The organism is Pseudomonas pohangensis (assembly GCF_900105995.1).
Taxonomy (GTDB): Bacteria; Pseudomonadota; Gammaproteobacteria; order Pseudomonadales; family Pseudomonadaceae; genus Aquipseudomonas; species Aquipseudomonas pohangensis.
Map to the genome: position 1 here is coordinate 2,542,959 of NZ_LT629785.1, position 18,851 is coordinate 2,561,809.

The window sequence follows — 18,851 nt, forward strand, 5'->3', positions numbered from 1 at the left end:
AAGCGGCCGCCAAAACCATCAGAACTTGCCGTAGTAGCCTTCTTTCAAGGCATCGTAAAGATTGGCCGCGGTGTGGGATTCGCCGTCGTACTCGATCTCGTCGCCACCTTTGGCCTCGATCACCGAACCGTCTTCCAGCTTGAAGCGATAGGTGGTGTTGGCCAGATCCTGCTCCTTGACCAGCACGCCCTGGAAGGCCTCCGGATTGAAACGGAAGGTCGTGCAACCCTTGAGGCCCTTGCGCCAGGCGTAACGGTAGATGTCCTTGAACTGCTCGTAGGGATAGTCGGTCGGCACGTTGGCGGTCTTGGAGATCGACGAGTCGATCCACTTCTGCGCCGCTGCCTGCACATCCACATGCTGCATCGGGCTGACGTCATCGGCGGCGATAAAGTAGTCCGGCAGGTTGCGCTGACCTGCTTCCATACTCGGAATGGCCTCGGCATTGATCAGGTGGCGATAGGCGAGCAGCTCGAAGCTGAACACATCGACTTTTTCCTTGGACTTCTTGCCTTCGCGAATCACGTTGCGGAAATAGTGATGGGCAAAGCTCGGCTCGATACCGTTCGAGGCGTTGTTGGCCAGTGACAGGGAGATGGTGCCGGTGGGGGCAATCGAGCTGTGGTGGGTGAACCGTGCCCCCTTCTCGGCCAGCGCCGCTGCCAGCTGCGGCTCGACCTCGGCGATCTGCTGCATATAGCGGCTGTAGCGCGCCCAGAGCACCTTGCCCTTGACCTGATCGCCTGGCTTGTAGCCATCGGCACGCATCTCCGGACGGCGCGCCAGCATGGCCTCGGTCACCTCGAAGTCTTCGTCCATGATCGGCGCCGCGCCTTTTTCTTCGGCGAGCTGCAATCCGCTGCGCCAGCCCTGCAGGGCCATTTCACGGGAAACCTGGTCGGTGAACTCCAGCGAAGCGGCATCGCCGTACTGCATGCAGAGCATGGTCATGGCCGAACCCAGACCGAGGAAGCCCATGCCATGGCGGCGCTTGCGGAAGATCTCGGCGCGTTGCTGCTCCAGCGGCAAACCGTTGATCTCGACCACGTTGTCCAGCATGCGGGTGAATATATCCACCACCTTGCGGTATTCATCCCAGTCGAAACGGGCCTTGTCGGTAAACGGCTCACGCACGAACAGAGTCAGGTTGACCGAACCCAGCAGGCAGGCACCATGGGGTGGCAACGGCTGCTCGCCGCAGGGATTGGTCGCGCGGATTTCTTCGCAGAACCAGTTGTTGTTCATCTCGTTGACGCGGTCGATCAGAATGAAACCCGGCTCGGCGAAATCGTAGGTCGAGCTCATGATCATGTCCCAGATCCGCCGTGCCTTGAGGCTGCGCGAGATACGGCAAGCGACCATGCCGTCAGCACGATTGACATAGCGCTCACGGCTCGGCCATTCACGCCAGATCACCTGTCCCGGGTCGTTGATATCAACTCCGTCAGCCATGGCCTCTTCCTGCGTTAGCGGGAAGGCCAGCGGCCACTCGGCATCATTCTCAACCGCTTGCATGAAGCCTTCGGTGATCAGCAGCGACAGGTTGAACTGGCGCAGACGCCCGCCTTCGCGCTTGGCACGGATGAAATCCATGACATCCGGATGGCCGACATCGAACGTGGCCATCTGCGCACCGCGCCGGCCGCCGGCGGAAGACACGGTGAAGCACATCTTGTCGTAGATATCCATGAACGACAGCGGGCCGGAGGTGTAGGCCCCGGCACCGGACACGTAGGCACCACGCGGGCGCAGGGTGGAGAACTCGTAGCCGATGCCACAGCCGGCCTTGAGGGTCAGACCGGCCTCATGCAGTTTGGCGAGGATGTCGTTCATCGAGTCGCCGATGGTTGCCGACACCGTACAGTTGATGGTCGACGTCGCCGGCTTGTGCTCCAGGGCGCCGGCATTCGAGGTGATGCGGCCGGCGGGGATGGCACCATGGCGCAATGCCCAGAGGAACTGTTCGTACCAGTGCTGACGCGCCTGCTGCTCTTCCACTTCGGCCAGGGCCCGCGCAACACGCTGATAGGTAGCGTCCACCGAAGCATCAACCGCCTCGCCGCTCTTGGTCTTCAGGCGGTACTTCTTGTCCCAGATATCCTCGGATGCGGACTGCATGGGAATTTCGCAAACCCCTTCGCGCAAGCGCTGAACCTTGGCTGACTGACTCATCTATTGCTCCTGAACAATACGTTTATTGTAATTTTTCACTTGTGAAAACCCTTGCCACAGCGCTCGAAGAGAGGCCTCGAACAGCAGGAAACCCGCATGTTTCGGCGGCCTGCGGCGGCTGAAACGGATATTCCGAAAATTTAGCGCACGACACTATATGTAGTAGCTTTGGATGAAGTCTATGCCTGCATATTGTGCATTTCAAGGCCAAATACCGGCCGCCTGTCCGGCCGCGGCGGTCCGGCAAGAGCCAAAAAACGCGTGGCGCGCCGGCATACAAGGGCTTGCGAGCGGTTCAGTAAAGTTCCGGCCTGACGCCCATTGCAACTGCTCATCAGCGAACGCTGGAATTGCGGCCGGGTGCCTGGCAGAACGCATTTAGCTGCGCCGCCGGGCCATGGTCGAGCGGCATCCAGTCTGTCCCGAAAAGTTAAACGTATGTCCCTGATGGTCAAACGACAAGCCGCCACGCTTTAGTACTGTCAGAGCATTGGAAATAGTGACCCGATGCTGCGGGTTGCCGCCAGCGAGGAAACCAGGATGAAGTTCAGGAACCGGGTGGTGCTGGTTACCGGTGGCTCACAGGGGCTGGGCAAAGGCATGGCCGCAGCCTTTCTGGCCGAAGGTGCGAAGGTGGTGGTCAACGGCCGCAACGCTGAACGCCTGGCGCAATGCGTCACCGATCTACGCGAGCGGCTGGATCCGCTGGCCGCCGCAGCCGGCGCCGAAGTACTCGGGCTAGTCGGCGACATTGCCGACAGCACAGCGGTCGGCCAGCTGTTCGAGCAGCTGCTGGCGAAGTTCGGCACTCTCGATGTGCTGGTAAACAACGCCGCGATAACCCCCACCGACGAGCGCGCGCGGGCCGAACACATGGCCCTGATGACCACACCCATAGCCAAACATTCGCCCCTACAACAACGTGGTCGACTATGAACTGCTGCCGTATTTCCGCTTCGGCGAAACCAAGTACGAATTCCTCGGGCGCATGTACGAGATGAAGGATTTCATTCCACCATCTGCCTAGACCATGGCACGCCTGCGGGCCATCATCGACGAGGCGTTTGGCCGTTGTTGATGGCAAAACAGCCGGTCGGGGGGTAGTGGTTGTACTAGCCGGCCCTCCGCAATGACGAAAGCGGCAAAGGCACTGTTGAAGAAACTGCCGGGGTGGTCGCCGCTGGTGACAGCCGTCATGATCGTGGGGCGAGTAATATGAAAGCCCTTCGGCACATCACGAGCCTGATCACCGCCAGCAAGGCCTGGCCCTGCCCGAGGTACACCCGATGACAACACTTATTCTTGTTCGCCACGGCGAAGTTCCAGGAATCGAGCCACCGACTTTTCGTGGCCAAACCGATCTCGCCCTTACCGGGCGCGGCCATCTCCAGGCCAGGGCCAGCGGAGATTTTATCCGCGCGCACTGGCACCTCGACGCCATCTACTCCAGCTCCCTGAGCCGATGCATCGACACAGCCCGCGCGCTGGCCGGTGCATCGGGGCCCGAGATCATCCCTCAGCCCGGGCTGCTGGACATCGATTATGGCGACTGGACAACGCTGGCCGTTGCCGATGTGCAGGCGCGCTGGCCGCGCGAGGCCGAGCTGTGGAAGTCGTTGCCGCAGCAATGTCTCATCCCCGGCGGCGAATCACTGCAGGATGTCGCCGCGCGCGTCACCCGGTCATTAGCGCTGCTACTCAATGCACACCCGGACGGGACTGTTGCAGTGGTCACCCACGACAGCGTCCTGCGCGTAATGCTGTGCCACGTAATCGGCATTCCGCTATCCGCGTACTGGTCATTCGAGATGTCGCCTTGCGGAGTCAGCGTGCTGGAATACGACGGCAAACACTTCTTCATCCATGCGCTCAATCAAACCGGCCACTTGCCGGACGCACTGCCAGCTGGTGCGCGTACTCATCGAAAATAAGCCACTCAGGTAAAACCTGAATCCATAGAATTAACGTAACCGGCAGAAAACCCGGGACGAAGCCTCTTTCTGTCTGCTGATCAACCACGACGATGCCGAGCGGGAGTTTGCCTACTCAAAAGGTGGCGAAGCCGCGCTCGAAGCAGCCAGACAGCAAGGCTGGACAATAGTCAGCGTACGCAATGACTGACATTCGGTATTTGCCCCGGTACAACCGTGAGACCAGCCGCGCTGATTGCTTGTGGCTTGTTGCGGTGTCGGGCACACCATCCGGGTGTTACATTTTCGGCAAACCCTCACTTTCGCTGATGCGGTTTTTTCGGTGGTTTGCTTTATTCGAGCTTCGGTACAACTGCACGATGCTGCACGATGCAGCGTCAGACCTGCCCAAACCCTGGCCGGATAGCTGCAAAGTCGCTCGGCGACCCCATCAACCTGCGGATCTGGAGAGCTGTCCGCCGTGACCATCAAACAGATTACTGCTTCCCTGAAAATCAAGCTGTTGAGCGGCATATTGCCGATCAGAAAAGAGCTTGTACCGCAGGACATCTTTGCCGGGCTGACTCTCGCAGCGGCCGGCATACCGCAGGCCATGGGCTACACCAAGATTGCCGGAACCCCGGTGGTGACCGGCTTCTATACCCTGTTACTGCCGCTGGTGGCGTTTGCCCTGCTTGGCGGGTCCAGGCGCCTGGTGGTCGCCTCGGACTCTGCGACAGCGGCGATTCTGGCTGCCTCGCTGATTACCCTGGCGCCTGTCGCCAGCCCTGAATACGTGGGGCTGACCAGCCTGGTGGCCTTCATCGTGGCCTTGATGCTGCTTGCCGCACGTTTTCTGCAACTGGGCTTTCTCGCCGACTTTCTTTCGCGAAGCGCAATTGTCGGCTTCATGACCGGCGTCGGCGTGCAGGTTGCCTGCGGGCAGCTGGCCGGGCTGTTCGGTTTGCATAACATCAGCCATGAGCCCTTTGAGCAGGTGCTCTCGGTGCTGCAGCGGCTGCCCGCTGAAGGGCACTGGCTGACGGCAGGCATTTCACTGGTGGTGATTGTCACCATCCTCAGCTTTCGGCGCTTTGCACCCCGCGTACCTGGTGCGTTGCTGGCGGTTATCGGCATGATTGTTTGCAGCATCCTGTTCAATCTGGAGGGGCAAGGTGTCGAGGTGGTAGGCATGATCCCCAGCGGCCTGCCAAGCCTGTCCCTGCCTGCACTGCAGATGTCACACCTGCATCAGCTGTTGATGACCGCCGCCACCTGCTTTGTGGTGATCATTGCGCAGAGTGCGGCCACTTCCAGGTCTTATGGCATGCGTCACAGTGAACGGGTGGATGAAAACTCGGACCTAGTCGGCTTGTCCGGCGCCAATGCCATGGCAGCCTTGAGCGGCACCTTTGTGGTCAATGGCACTCCGACCCAGACCGAGCTGGTGGATGGCGCCGGTGGCCGCAGCCAACTGGCGCATATCACCACCGCGCTGGTGGTTGCCCTGGTCCTGCTGTTCCTTACCGGGCCACTGGCGCATATGCCAATGGCGGTACTTTCGGCCATCGTCTTTCTGGTTGGCATCAAGTTGATCGACATAGCCGGCCTGCGCGACATCTACCGGCTCGAGCGCGGCGAGTTCGTCATCGCGCTGGCCACCGGCCTGACTGTTCTGCTGTCCGACATCATGGACGGCATCGCCATCGCCATGCTCATGTCGCTGATCGCCCATGTGCGGCACACCTACGTACCGCGAACCAGTGTCATGCAGCCTGACAGGGAAGGCCGGCTGCGGCAGGTGAAGGTTCAGCCGAATGTTTTTGCCGCCAAGGGCATCATCGTTTATCGCTTTGAAGCCAACATGTTCTACGCCAATGCCGGGCGTCTGATGGATGAGGTCATTGCACTGGTTGAAAGCAGTTCGAAGGAATTACGCTACTTGCTGCTCGATGCCAGCCCGGTCAACGACATCGACTACACCGCTGCCAAATCGCTGCTTCAGCTGCACAGCGAGCTGCAGTTGCGCGGTGTAGGACTGGCTTGCGTGGCGCAATCTGCCGGTGTTCTGGATGAAATCAGACGCTATACCCGCGACATCAGGCCGGCCGACGGACGCGAGCTGCTGTTTACCTCGCTGGACGCCGCGCTGAAGTCGTTGGCGAGCCAGGCCGGGGGTGCAACAAAATGAATCGTCAGGCATGCAGCGTGGCCTTGCCGGAGCAACGCGAAGTCAGCCACCCTGAAGCACAGCACAGAGCGGAGCGCCGATGCACCGTTCTGGTACTAGCGGAATGACGATTGCGCCAGCAGTCGCCATGACCGCCATTTAACCCGGGAAAATACTGCTTCAAGCTGAGCTGTGACTCCCAGCCTTCAAGCCCTGCGCGATGATTTACTGGGACTTGGCAAAGGCCAAAAACATAGGCTATTGTTGGACTACTGTGTTTGCATGGGTCGCAGCTTAATCGTGACCTGGTGCAGTAGATCTTCCGGATCCGCTACATCCCGCTCGAGTCTGTAAATCTTTGCAACCAGTTCCAGTCCTCTTTTCGCCCAGAGAACAAGAGGCTGTCCTCAACTCAAGTTTCAAGGATTTAAGACATGTCGACTCGTCAAAACGGTACCGTGAAGTGGTTCAACGATGAAAAAGGTTTTGGTTTCATTACCCCGGAAAGCGGTCCGGATCTGTTTGTGCATTTTCGCGCCATTGAAGGTGACGGCTTCAAGAGCCTGAAAGAAGGCCAGAAAGTCAGCTTCATTGCAGTGCAAGGTCAAAAAGGCATGCAGGCTGACCAGGTTCAAGTCCAGTCCTGATCCGCAGCTGACCACGAAGCCCCTGCTCTCAACCTCAGGGGCTTTTTTGTGCCCGATGATTTATTGCCCGTACAATCTGCCGATTGTTTCCCTATAGAGCCGACCATGCCCAAACACATGCTGCGCCCACAAGGTGAGTTTCCCGTTGCAGGACTGGGACGGCGCCTGGCCGCCATTTTCTATGACGGCCTGCTGTGCCTGGCCATCGCCATGGTGGTAACCCTGGCCTATCAGCAAGGCCTGTTACGTGCCATCTACGGCAATGACCAGCTCAAGGCCCTGGCGGATGCCGGCGCTCTGGATGCCGACCCGCTGCTGGCCAGCCTGGTATTCCTCAGCCTGTTCGCCTTCTTTGCCAAATTCTGGACGCTCAACGGCCAGACCCTGGGCATGCAGGTATGGCGCCTTCGCGTGCAGAACAAGGACGGCAGCGCCATCAGCCTGTGGCAGGCCTTGCTGCGTTTCATTATCGCGCTGGCGTCCTGGCTCTGTCTGGGACTGGGCTTCTGGTGGGTTCTCTGGGACAAGCAGAAAAGCAGCTGGCATGATCACTATTCGGAAAGCGTTATCGTCTGCCTGCCGAAGAAGTAAACGCCTTAAGCCTTCATTCCGACTCGGCGTTGTGCTCACTTAACCGTACAGGACTCCAGCCCATGTTCCGGACGGACAATCAGGATGATCAAGACGATCTCGGCGGCATCTTCCGGCTGGGCCTGCTGGCCACCGCAGCGGCCGTGGCGATCGGTCTGGTCGGCGGGCTGTTTCGTCTGAGTCTGGAGCACAGCATCGTCTGGCTTCAGAGCATCTACCTGAGTCTGCGCGGCATGCAGCCGCTGATCGGCTTCAGCCTCATGTGCCTGCTGGTAACCGCCATGACCTTGTGCGCCATCTATCTGGTACGCCGCTTTGCGCCGAATGCAGCGGGCAGCGGTGTACCCAGGGTTGAAGCGGTCTGGCGCCGGGAAATGCCCAGCGAAAGCAACTGGATGTTCCTGCCGGTCAAGTTCTGCAGTGGCATTCTGGCACTCTCGTCAGGTTACGCCCTTGGCCGCGAGGGGCCGATCGTGCAGATGGGCGCCTATATTGGTGGTGTATTTGGCAAGCTCAGCAAATCGGCTGCGGACCAGCGCACACTGATTGCCGGACTCGCCGGTGCCGGCCTGGCAGTCGCTTTCAGCGCCCCGCTGGGTGGCATGCTGTTTGCTCTCGAAGAACTGACCCGCCGCGCCCACCCCCGGCTGGTAATAGTCAGCATGGTGGCCTGTACGACTGCCGTCCCGGTAGCGCAGCTGCTGGTCGGTACCGGTGAAATTTTTCCTGTACCGCATCTGGAACAGCCCGGCATCGCCGGCCTGTTGTTACTGGCGTGTCTTGGGGTGGCATCCGGCTTCGCCGGCGTGCTGTACAACACCGTCATTTTGCGGGCGCTGGATATCTTTAACCGCCCCGCAGCAGTGCCGCTCTGGTTGCGCGGCACTCTGGCTGCCGTCGGGCTTTCCATCCTGCTTTGGCAGACACCTTTCTTTACTGGCGGTGGCGAAGCACTGGTCAGGGAACTGCTGAGCGGCCAGCAGCTGTTCGCCGGCCTGGCTGCCCTGTGGCTGGCGCGCTTCGCCCTCGGACCGCTGTCCTATTCGCTGGGGATGTCCGGCGGGCTGTTTGCACCCATGCTGGCCGTGGGCGCTATCCAGGGCATCGGGTTTGGCATGCTGGTGGATGCCTACTGGCCGGCCGTCGCCCTGGAAATTCCGCTCTGTGCCGTGGTCGGCATGGCCGCCATGTTCTCGGGCTCGGTACGGGCGCCACTGACCGGTATCGTGTTGATCATTGAAATGACCGGTCTGGGCAATCAGGCCGTCAGCCTGATGGCGGCATGCATCCCCGCTGCGATAATTCCATTCTGGTTGCAGCAGGCAGGCATCTACGACGACCTGCGCGAACGCCTGCTCCGCGCGCAGCACTAGCTAGCCGTCCTAACCGGCGCGGCGCAACATCCAGAAGCCGATCAGCGCGCAAACTCCGGTCGGTATCAGCACCGCGAGCAACGGCGAAAATCCGAAAACCAGGCTGGATGGACCCAGCAGGTCCTGGGCTATCTGAAAGACGAAGCCGACCACTACACCGGTAAATATGCGCAGACCGAGGGTAACCGAACGCAGCGGGCCGAAAATGAACGAGATGGCCAGCAGCACCAGGGCCATGGTGACTACCGGCTTCAGTACCTTGGTCCAGAACGCCAGCCAATAGGGGCCATTATTCAGGCCCTGGGCCGACAGGTAGTGGATGTAGTCCCACAAGCCGGTGATAGACAGGGTCTGCGGATCCAGTACCGCCGTACTCAACAGCTTCTGGCTCAGCTGGATGTTCCAGGGCGCAGTGGCCTGGGTGGTGACCTCGGTTCGATCTTCCTTGAACTCGGTGGTGCGCACACCCTGCAGCTGCCACTTGTCATCGGCAAAGATTGCCCGCTTGGCAAAGCTGGAAAACAGCAAGCGGTGATCAGGGCCGAAACTATAACGGGTTACACCCAGCAGATTGCCGTCCGGCTGCACCGCATTGATATGCAGAAACTCATCACCTTCACGGTGCCAGAGCCCACGCTTGGCGCTCTGTGCATCACCGCCACCCTGCGCCATGGCCCGATTGGATTGCGCCATGGCTTCGGTCACCGGCGCCACATATTCGCTGATCAGCAGACCGGCGACCATCAGCACCAGCATCGGCTTCATCACTGCCCAGACGATCCGGCCAACGGAAACTCCCGCTGCGCGCATGATGGTCAGCTCGCTGTTGCTCGCCAGGGCACCCAGCCCTGCCAGGCAACCGATCAGTGCGGACATTGGCAACATCTCGAAGAGCGATTGCGGCGCAGTCAGCAATACATAGCTGAAGGCGTCCATCAGCCCGTAGTTGGCATCAACATCATTGAGCTCATCTACAAAGTTGAACAACAGCGCCAGGCCAAGAATCACCATCAGTACAGCCAGGATTGCCCAGAACACACTGGCGCCTATGTAGCGGTCGAGCTTAACCATGGGCCACCTCCTGAACGCTACGCCGTGCCTTCCAGCTCAGCTGCAAGGGTTCCCAATACAGCATCAACAGGCCGACCAGCAGGAACAGGACATGCACCGTCCAGAAACCGATTCCGGCTGGCAGCTGGCCCTTGAGCAAGGCACCGCGCACCGCAATCAGTAGCGCCAGATAAGCCATATACAGGAGGATTGCCGGCAGCAATTTGAGAAAGCGCCCCTGCCGGGGATTGACCCGCGACAGGGGCACCGCCAGCAGGGTAATCACGAATACCAGAATCGGCAGCGAGAGCCGCCACTGCAGCTCGATCTTGAGCCGCGGCTTATCGCTGTCAATCAATGCACGGGTCGATAGCGCTTCGCGGTCGGTGACGTCCGCATTGACTTCCGCCTTGGGCATCAGCACGCCGTGTGCATCATATTTGGTCACCCGGTATTCGGCGCCACCCGGAGTTCCGTCGTAACGGTAACCATCTTCCAGAATCAGGTAGCGACTGCCATCCGGATGAATTTCCTGGCGCCCGGAGTTTGCTACCAGCACGGTAATGCCACGCTCTTTGGTGCCGTCCTCGGAACGCCTTTTTTCAGAAATGAACACTCCGCCCAGCTCGGTGCGATCCTTGGTCAGGCTTTCCACGTAGGTAACCCGGTCGGAATTGCGCATCTTCTGGAAGCGTCCGGCCTCGAGCGTATCGAACTCGGTAAGGCTGTCCTGATCGTTGAGAATCCGGTCTGCCTGCTCGGCACCCTTGGGCGTCAGGCCCAGGGACAGCCAGGCCACCAGCAATGCAACCAGCAGCGCCGGCGCAAGACTGTAGAGCATCAGGCGCTGCTGGCTCATGCCGGTGGCTGTCAGCACGGTCATCTCGCTATCCATGTACAAGCGGCCATAGGCCAGCAGGATGCCGAGAAACAGGCCCAGCGGCAGGATCATCTGCAGGAAGCCGGGAATCTTGAAGGCCATGATCCACAACAGGACCGACGGATCAATGATGCCGCGGGTCGCCTGTGCCAGATAACGGATAAAACGACCGCTCATGATGATCACCAGCAGGGTGGCGCTGACGGCGCTCATGGTGATCAGAACTTCGCGGGCAAGGTAACGGAATACGATCAAACCAGACACTCCAGGGTTGTCAGGCTCAGCCAGCAACGCTCACACTAGGGCATTGCTACTGGCCCGCCATTGGCGCGGACCGCTGAAATCAGCCGACATTATCCTGCAATCAACCGTCTTTGTCTTGGGGAGCGCTCAGCATGGAATTTTTCGTCAAAACCAGTCGTCCGGAAAGCATCAAGACAGCCACTCTGGTGCTGCCGGTCGGCGAAGCCGGCAAACTGGGGCCACTGGCACTGGCGGTGGATCAAGCGGCAGCGGGTGCCCTCAGCCAGCTGCTCAAACGCGGCGATATCAGCGGCAAGCCAGGCCAGACCCTGTTGCTCCACGACATTCCCAACCTCAAGGCAACCCGGGTATTGCTGGTCGGCAGCGGCAAAGAGGCACTGTCCGATCGCCAGTTGCGCAAGCTGATAACTGCCGTGCACGGCGTTCTCAAAGGGCTCGGCGGCAGCGATGCCGTGCTGGCATTGGGCGATATCGCAGTCAGGGATCGCGATACCTATGGCACCACACGCCTGCTGGTGGAGACTCTGGCCGATGGCGCGTACCAGTTCGAACAATTCAAGAGCGAGAAATCCAGACCACGCGCCCTGAAGAAAATCACCCTGCTCACCGACAAGGCCGGGCTGGCTGACACCGAGCGTGGCTGCCGGCATGCCCGGGCGATCGCCAGCGGCATGGCTTTCACCCGTGACCTGGGCAATCTGCCGCCCAATCTCTGCCACCCCAGTTACCTGGCAGATCAGGCCAGGAACCTGTGCAAGACCTACAAGAACCTGAAAGCCGACATTCTCGACGAAAAGAAACTCAAGGCCCTCGGTGCCGGTGCTTTCCTTGCAGTAGCCCAGGGTAGCGACCAGCCGCCACGGATGATCGTGCTGGATTATCAGGGCGGCAAAAAGAACGAAAAACCCTACGTGCTGGTCGGCAAGGGCATCACCTTCGACACCGGCGGCATCAGCCTAAAGCCCGGTCTGGGCATGGACGAGATGAAATACGACATGTGCGGTGCCGCCAGCGTATTCGGCACCCTGCGCGCAGTGCTGGAACTGCAACTGCCGATCAATCTGGTGTGTTTGCTGGCTTGCGCCGAGAACATGCCCAGCGGTGGTGCCACCCGCCCCGGCGATATTGTTACCAGCATGAGCGGACAGACCGTGGAAATCCTCAATACCGACGCCGAAGGCCGTCTGGTGCTGTGTGACGCCCTGACCTACGCCGAACGTTTCAAGCCAAAGGCGGTGATCGACATCGCCACTCTGACCGGTGCCTGCATCGTCGCGCTGGGCAGCAATGCCTCGGGGCTGATGGGCAATAACGAAGAGCTGGTGCAACAGTTGCTCAAGGCTGGCAAGGACGCCGATGACCGCGCCTGGGAGCTGCCCCTGTTCGACGAGTATCAGGAGCAACTCGACAGCCCGTTCGCCGATATCGCCAATATCGGCGGCCCGAAGGCCGGCAGCATCACCGCCGGCTGCTTCCTCTCGCGCTTTGCCAAGAACTACCACTGGGCGCATCTGGACATCGCCGGCACGGCCTGGATCAGCGGCGGCAAGGACAAGGGCGCCACCGGCAAGCCGGTCCCCCTGCTCACCCAGTACCTGCTGGATCGGGCCTGACCCGGGCACCGCAATCCACTTGCAACACTCAGACTGACAGACACCCATGCCCCGTATCGAGTTCTATATCCTGCCCGGCGACAAACCAGACGAACGCCTGCTGGCGGCCTGCAAGCTGGCCCTGAAAGGCTGGCGCCACGGACTGCCGGTATTCCTGCGCTGCGCTGATGCGCAGCAATGCCAGGCGCTGGATGAACTACTCTGGAACTTCAGGACCGACACTTTTCTGCCGCACAACCTGCAAAGCGAAGACCCGCTGGCACCCGTGGTAATCGGCATGAACGAAGAACCGGCACAGGCAAACGGGCTTTTGATCAATCTGGCTGGCGACATTTCGGCACATCTGCCACAGTTTCAACGGATTATCGAAATCATCGACCAGCAGCCGGATCGTCTGGCTGGCGGCCGCGAAAATTTTCGCAGTTATCGTCAACGCGGATTTGATCCGCGCCGTGTAGAGCTCTAAGCGCACATCATGGACAGCAATAACCCGAAAGAAAAACCGGCACAACTGCTCAGCGATCTCGAGTCGATTCGCCAGCTGCTCGAGCCTGCCATGGCCGAACCGCCACTGCTGACAGACTCGATTGACCCGCGCAACATTCCGTTGCTGTCCGACATAGTGCCGCCGGCCTTTAGCGAAAGGCCGTTACAGCCGATTCCGCCGCAACCTGCTGCGCCGCCCCGGCACGCGCCTGCGGCACGTCCGCCAAGCCTTGAGCTGAACCGTCTGGAAGGCGAACTGCGCATCGCCGCAGAACTGATACTGCAGGACGTGATCGATGATTTCGTGCCGCAGATCGAAGCCGAATTGCGCCGCCGCCTGGAAGAACACTTACCCGGCATTCTCTCTACGCGAAAACAAACATGACGCTTAAAATCGCTGAGCGCTGGTTTGAAACCCGCACCATCGATTCTGGCATCACCCTGCTGTGGGAACCCCACGTCATCGAGTTGATGCGCTGCAACATCTGGCATATCCGTGGCCGTACCCACGACTTGTTTATCGACACCGGCATGGGCATAGCCAGTTTGCGCGAAGCCACTCGTCATTTGCTCGACAAGCCGGTAGTAGCCTTGGCGACCCATACCCACGGCGATCATATCGGCAGCCATCACGAGTTCGACGATTGCTGGGTGCACCACGCCGAAAGCCACTGCCTGCAATGCGCCCAGCACACCAGCCTGCTGGCTGAAGACTACTTCGGCGAACACGACATGGCCTTATTACGCGCAAGCGGCTATCAGGTCGAGCCGGGGCCCATGCTCAGCGCCCTGCCCCATGCTGACTTCGACCTGACCCGGTTTCATCTACCGGCAGCCAAGGTTACGCGCACCCTGGCGGCAGGCGATGTGGTTGATCTGGGCAATCGCGTATTCGAGGTGCTTCATTTACCCGGCCATTCGCCGGGCAGCATAGGGCTGTGGGAAGCCAGCAGCGGCACGCTGTTTTCCGGTGACGCCCTATACGACGGGCCGCTACTCGACCAGTTCGATGACGCCAATATCGCCGACTACATCAACACCATGCTGCGCCTGCGTGAGCTGCCGGTGAATGTGGTGCATGGTGGCCATGACCGCAGCTTTGGCCGTGAGCGCATGCGCGAACTGATTGACGCCTATTTGCGCAGCAAAGGCGCCCTTTAACGATTAGCGTCTGCCTGATCGCCCGCCCGGTCTATGGCCACACGCCCTTTCCCGCTATACTTCCCGGCTTTTTCGTCTAGCCGTCATAAGGGTCCCGCCGCGCATGGACAAGACCTACCAGCCGCACGCCATTGAAACTTCCTGGTATCAGACCTGGGAGGCCAACAACTACTTCGCCCCGCAGGGCAGTGGTGAGCCCTACACCATCATGATCCCGCCGCCGAACGTCACCGGCAGCCTGCACATGGGCCACGGTTTCAACAACGCGATCATGGATGCGCTGATCCGCTTCCGCCGCATGCAGGGGCGCAACACCCTGTGGCAGCCGGGTACCGACCATGCCGGCATCGCCACGCAGATGCTGGTCGAGCGGCAAATCGGTGCCGACGGCCTGTCGCGCCACGATCTGGGCCGCGAGAAGTTCCTCGAGAAAGTCTGGGAGTGGAAGGCGCAGTCCGGCGGCAATATCAGCCGGCAGATCCGCCGCCTGGGCAGCTCGGTAGACTGGTCGCGCGAGCGCTTTACCATGGACGACGGCTTGTCCGAGTCGGTGAAAGAAGCCTTTGTGCGCCTGCACGAAGACGGCCTGATCTACCGCGGCAAGCGCCTGGTCAACTGGGACACCAAGTTGCACACGGCAATTTCCGATCTGGAAGTGGAAAACCACGACGAGAAAGGCAGCCTGTGGAACCTGCGTTACCCGCTGGCCGATGGCGCCAAAACTGCCGAAGGTCTGGACCATCTGATCGTCGCCACCACCCGCCCGGAAACCATGCTCGGTGACAGCGCCGTGGCCGTTAACCCCAACGATGAGCGCTACCAGGCGCTGATCGGCAAGTTCGTCGAACTGCCACTGGTCGGCCGGCGCATTCCGATCATTGCCGATGACTATTGCGACCCTGAATTCGGCACCGGCTGCGTGAAAATCACCCCGGCCCACGACTTCAATGACTATGAAGTGGGCAAGCGCCACCACCTGCCGCTGATCAATATTCTCGATAAAGACGCCGCGATCCTGGCCCGCGCCCAGGTATTCAAACTCGACGGCAGCGTCGATGAGCAATTCGATGGCAGTTTGCCGGCCGAGTTCGCCGGGCTGGACCGCTTCGAGGCGCGCAAGCAGATCGTTGCCGCCTTCGATGCCCTGGGCCTGCTGGTCAGCATTGACGATCACGCGCTGAAAGTACCCAAAGGCGACCGTTCCGGCACCATCATCGAGCCGTGGCTGACCGACCAGTGGTATGTCAGTACCAAACCACTGGCGGAAAAAGCCATCGCTGCCGTGGAAGACGGCAGCATCCAGTTTGTGCCCAGGCAGTACGAGAACATGTACTTCAGCTGGATGCGTGACATCCAGGACTGGTGCATCAGTCGCCAGCTGTGGTGGGGCCACCGCATTCCGGCCTGGTACGACGAAGCCGGCAACGTCTATGTCGGCCGCGACGAAGCCGAAGTGCGCGCCAAGCACAACCTGGGCGCTGCCGCGCTGCGCCAGGACGACGACGTGCTCGACACCTGGTTCAGCTCCGGTCTGTGGACCTTCTCCACCCTCGGCTGGCCCGAGCAGACCGACTTCCTGAAAACCTTCCACCCCACCGACGTACTGGTCACCGGCTTTGACATCATCTTCTTCTGGGTCGCGCGAATGATCATGATGAGCCTGCACCTCACCGGGCAGGTACCGTTCAAGACCGTGTATGTGCACGGGCTGGTGCGCGACGGTCAGGGGCAGAAGATGTCCAAGTCCAAGGGCAACGTGCTCGATCCGCTGGACATCGTCGACGGTATCGAGCTCGACGCGTTGCTGGAGAAACGTACCGGCGGCCTGATGCAGCCGAAGATGGCCGAGAAGATCGCCAGGCAGACCAGAGCCGAATTCCCCGAAGGCATTGCCAGCTACGGCACCGACGCGCTGCGCTTTACCTTCCTTTCGCTGGCCTCCACCGGCCGCGACATCAAGTTCGACATGGGCCGGGTCGAGGGCTACCGCAACTTCTGCAACAAGTTGTGGAACGCCGCCAACTTCGTGATCGAAAACACCGATGACCAGGACACGGGCGTTAACGGCGAGGCGGTTGAGCTGTCCCCGGTAGATCGCTGGATCATCTCGGCGCTACAGCGCTGCGAGCTGGAAGTTACCCGCCAGCTCGACGCCTTCCGCTTCGATCTGGCGGCACAAGCGCTCTACGAATTCGTCTGGGACGAGTACTGCGCCTGGTATCTGGAACTGGTCAAGCCGGTGTTGTGGGGAGTTGGTTCTGCGGATGACACCACAACCGATCTCTACTCGCTGGAACGCCAGCGTGGCACCCGCCGTACGCTGATCCGCGTTCTGGAAGTGATACTGCGCCTGGCCCATCCGTTCATGCCGTTTATCACCGAAGAAATCTGGCAGCGGATCAAGGCCCAGGCCGGTTCCAGCGGCGAGACCATCATGCTGCAGGCCTGGCCGGTGGCCAATGAAAGCCGCATCGATGCCGCCGCCGAGGCCGATATCGAATGGGTCAAAGCCTTGATGCTCGGCCTGCGGCAGATCCGTGGCGAGATGAAAATCTCCATGGCCAAACGTATCGACATCATCCTGAAAAACGCCAGCACCGAAGACCAGCGCCGCCTGGCCGATAACGCGCCGCTGCTGAACAAGCTGGCCAAGCTGGAGTCGGTGACGGTAATCGCCGCCGATGCCGAGGCGCCGATGTCGGCCACCGCACTGGTCGGCGAGATGCAGGTGCTGGTGCCGATGGCCGGGCTGATCGACAAGGACGCCGAACTGGCGCGTCTGGACAAGGAAATCCAGCGCCTGGCTGGCGAGGTCCAGCGCGTCGGTGGCAAGCTGGCCAACCAGGGCTTTGTCGCCAAAGCGCCGGCCGAAGTACTGGAAAAAGAGCGCGCCAAACTGGCCGAAGCGCAGCAGGCCCTGGACAAGCTGGCCGAGCAGCGCGAGAAGATCGCCAACCTCTAGGCATTAAAGCCCCGCGAAGACAATATCGCGGGGCTTTTCTTGTTTAATGTCAAAGCCATGGGCTGAACTACCCTGTACCGTGGCGCGCAGATTTCAGCGCACGGCGCCAGCCAGGCATACGTCAATCTCAAGATCAGAAACAACCGGCAAGGAACGACATCATGTATGCACTCATGGCAGTGATCTTCATCCTCGGATACCTGTGTATCGCCTTCGAGCACCCGCTGAAAATCGACAAGGCGGCCTCGGCAATCCTGACTGCCGTGATCTGCTGGACAGTGCTGGTCATGGGCGCCGACAGCATCCTGCCAGTCATTACCGGCGAAGGTGAACACGGACCTGCCAGCGAGCTGCGCCACCACCTGGGGGAAATCTCGGAAATCCTGTTTTTCCTGATGGGCGCCATGACCATTGTCGAGCTGATCGATGCCCATGAAGGTTTCAAGGTCATCACCAACCGCATCCATACCAGCAAGCGGGTCAAACTGTTGTGGATGATCGGCTTTATCACCTTCTTCCTCTCGGCGGCGCTGGACAACCTGACCACCACCATCGTCATGGTTTCCCTGCTGCGCAAGCTGATCAAGGAGCGCCACGAGCGCTGGTTCTACGCCGGTATCGTGGTGATAGCGGCCAACGCCGGTGGTGCCTGGTCACCGATTGGTGACGTCACCACCACCATGCTGTGGATCGGCAACCAGATCACCGCCAGTGGCATTGTGATGAATCTGTTCATCCCCAGCCTGGTGTGCCTGCTGGTGCCGCTGATCGCTCTCAGCTTCATCATGAAAGGGGATTTCGAACGCCCTGATAGCCCTGCTCCCGAAGATGAACAAGGCGAGCCCACCAGCGCCTTCGAAAGCGGTCTGGTATTCGCGCTGGGCATCGGCGCCCTGCTGTTTGTACCGGTGTTCAAGACCGTCACCCACCTGCCACCCTATATGGGCATCCTGTTCGGGCTCGGCGTGCTGTGGGTGGTTACGGAAGTCATGCACCGTGGCAAGAATGCCGAGGACAAGCACCCGCTGTCCGTGGTGGGCGTGCTGCGCAAGATCGACACCACCAGTATCCTGTTCTTCCTTGGCATCCTGCTTGCCGTTTCCAGCCTGGCCACTGCCGGCCATCTGACCCAGGTAGCCACCGCGCTGAAGGAAAGCCTGGGCAACGTCTACGCGATCAACGTTGCCATCGGCCTGTTGTCATCGGTGGTCGACAACGTGCCGCTGGTCGCCGGTGCCATGCAGATGTATCCACTGGTGGAGCCCGGCACACTGGCCAGCGCGGCCAATGATGGCTGGCTGGCCAATTTCGTCGTCAATGGCACCTTCTGGGAACTGCTGGCTTACTGCGCCGGGACTGGCGGCAGTTGCCTGATCATCGGTTCGGCTGCCGGTGTTGCCGCCATGGGCATGGAAAAAATCGATTTCATCTGGTACGTCAAACGCATCAGCCTGCTGGCCCTGATGGGCTACCTGGCCGGCGCAGCCACCTATATCGGCCTGGCTCAACTGGCCTGAGCCAGACCCCTTAGAAAGCCCGGGCAGCCGGGCTTTTTCATTTACGGGAGGCATC

At 60.2% G+C, this 18,851-nt stretch carries 15 protein-coding genes; 12 read left to right on the forward strand and 3 right to left on the reverse strand.

Annotated elements, in window-relative coordinates:
• Nucleotides 1-18: 18 nt before the first annotated feature.
• Complete coding sequence (locus tag BLT89_RS12000) at nt 19-2,172, reverse strand: adenosylcobalamin-dependent ribonucleoside-diphosphate reductase (RefSeq protein ID WP_090195588.1); 2,154 nt, start codon at nt 2,170-2,172, stop codon at nt 19-21.
• Nucleotides 2,173-2,712: 540 nt separating this feature from the next.
• Between BLT89_RS12000 and BLT89_RS12005 the strand changes: the two genes are divergently transcribed.
• From BLT89_RS12005 to BLT89_RS12030, 6 genes are all read left to right on the forward strand, one after another.
• Complete coding sequence (locus tag BLT89_RS12005; protein ID WP_157718862.1) at nt 2,713-3,108, forward strand: SDR family NAD(P)-dependent oxidoreductase; 396 nt, start codon at nt 2,713-2,715, stop codon at nt 3,106-3,108.
• A 350-nt stretch (nt 3,109-3,458) separates the two neighbouring features.
• On the forward strand, nt 3,459-4,103 hold the full coding sequence (locus BLT89_RS12010; RefSeq protein ID WP_090195595.1) for a histidine phosphatase family protein: 645 nt from the start codon (nt 3,459-3,461) through the stop codon (nt 4,101-4,103).
• 460 nt (nt 4,104-4,563) lie between these two features.
• Complete coding sequence (locus tag BLT89_RS12015; protein ID WP_197673508.1) at nt 4,564-6,273, forward strand: SulP family inorganic anion transporter; 1,710 nt, start codon at nt 4,564-4,566, stop codon at nt 6,271-6,273.
• Between the two features lie 413 nt (nt 6,274-6,686).
• The gene (locus tag BLT89_RS12020) at nt 6,687-6,899 is read left to right on the forward strand and encodes a cold-shock protein (protein WP_090195601.1); all 213 of its coding nucleotides are present in this window, start codon (nt 6,687-6,689) and stop codon (nt 6,897-6,899) included.
• A gap of 105 nt (nt 6,900-7,004) precedes the next feature.
• Nucleotides 7,005-7,490, forward strand: a complete 486-nt coding sequence (locus BLT89_RS12025) for an RDD family protein (protein WP_090195604.1) — start codon at nt 7,005-7,007, stop codon at nt 7,488-7,490.
• A 62-nt stretch (nt 7,491-7,552) separates the two neighbouring features.
• Nucleotides 7,553-8,863, forward strand: coding sequence for a ClC family H(+)/Cl(-) exchange transporter (locus tag BLT89_RS12030; protein ID WP_090195607.1), 1,311 nt, complete (start codon nt 7,553-7,555; stop codon nt 8,861-8,863).
• Between the two features lie 9 nt (nt 8,864-8,872).
• Here BLT89_RS12030 and lptG read toward each other — a convergent pair whose 3' ends face one another.
• Together lptG and lptF are read right to left on the reverse strand one after the other, a co-directional pair.
• On the reverse strand, nt 8,873-9,934 hold the full coding sequence (gene lptG, locus BLT89_RS12035; RefSeq protein ID WP_090195610.1) for an LPS export ABC transporter permease LptG: 1,062 nt from the start codon (nt 9,932-9,934) through the stop codon (nt 8,873-8,875).
• Entirely contained in the window at nt 9,927-11,048 is a 1,122-nt protein-coding gene (lptF, locus tag BLT89_RS12040; RefSeq protein WP_090195613.1) for an LPS export ABC transporter permease LptF, read from the reverse strand. The genes lptG and lptF overlap by 8 nt, the downstream gene beginning before the upstream one ends.
• Before the next feature lie 140 nt (nt 11,049-11,188).
• Here lptF and BLT89_RS12045 point away from each other — a divergent pair, with 140 nt between their 5' ends.
• The 6 genes from BLT89_RS12045 (at nt 11,189) to nhaD (ending at nt 18,796) form a co-directional block, all read left to right on the forward strand.
• Nucleotides 11,189-12,670 carry a leucyl aminopeptidase gene (locus BLT89_RS12045; protein ID WP_090195616.1) on the forward strand — a complete coding sequence of 494 codons (1,482 nt, stop codon included), beginning with the start codon at nt 11,189-11,191 and terminating at the stop codon, nt 12,668-12,670.
• Between the two features lie 46 nt (nt 12,671-12,716).
• The gene (locus BLT89_RS12050; protein ID WP_090195618.1) at nt 12,717-13,136 is read left to right on the forward strand and encodes a DNA polymerase III subunit chi; all 420 of its coding nucleotides are present in this window, start codon (nt 12,717-12,719) and stop codon (nt 13,134-13,136) included.
• 9 nt (nt 13,137-13,145) lie between these two features.
• Nucleotides 13,146-13,541, forward strand: a complete 396-nt coding sequence (locus BLT89_RS12055; protein ID WP_090195621.1) for a hypothetical protein — start codon at nt 13,146-13,148, stop codon at nt 13,539-13,541.
• The gene (locus BLT89_RS12060; protein WP_090195624.1) at nt 13,538-14,317 is read left to right on the forward strand and encodes an MBL fold metallo-hydrolase; all 780 of its coding nucleotides are present in this window, start codon (nt 13,538-13,540) and stop codon (nt 14,315-14,317) included. Before BLT89_RS12055 ends, BLT89_RS12060 begins: the two co-directional genes overlap by 4 nt.
• A 103-nt stretch (nt 14,318-14,420) precedes the next feature.
• Nucleotides 14,421-17,279 (forward strand): valine--tRNA ligase, encoded by a 2,859-nt coding sequence (locus BLT89_RS12065; protein ID WP_090195627.1) that lies wholly within the window; start codon nt 14,421-14,423, stop codon nt 17,277-17,279.
• Between the two features lie 161 nt (nt 17,280-17,440).
• Nucleotides 17,441-18,796 (forward strand): sodium:proton antiporter NhaD, encoded by a 1,356-nt coding sequence (gene nhaD / locus BLT89_RS12070; RefSeq protein ID WP_090195633.1) that lies wholly within the window; start codon nt 17,441-17,443, stop codon nt 18,794-18,796.
• Nucleotides 18,797-18,851 lie beyond the last annotated feature (55 nt).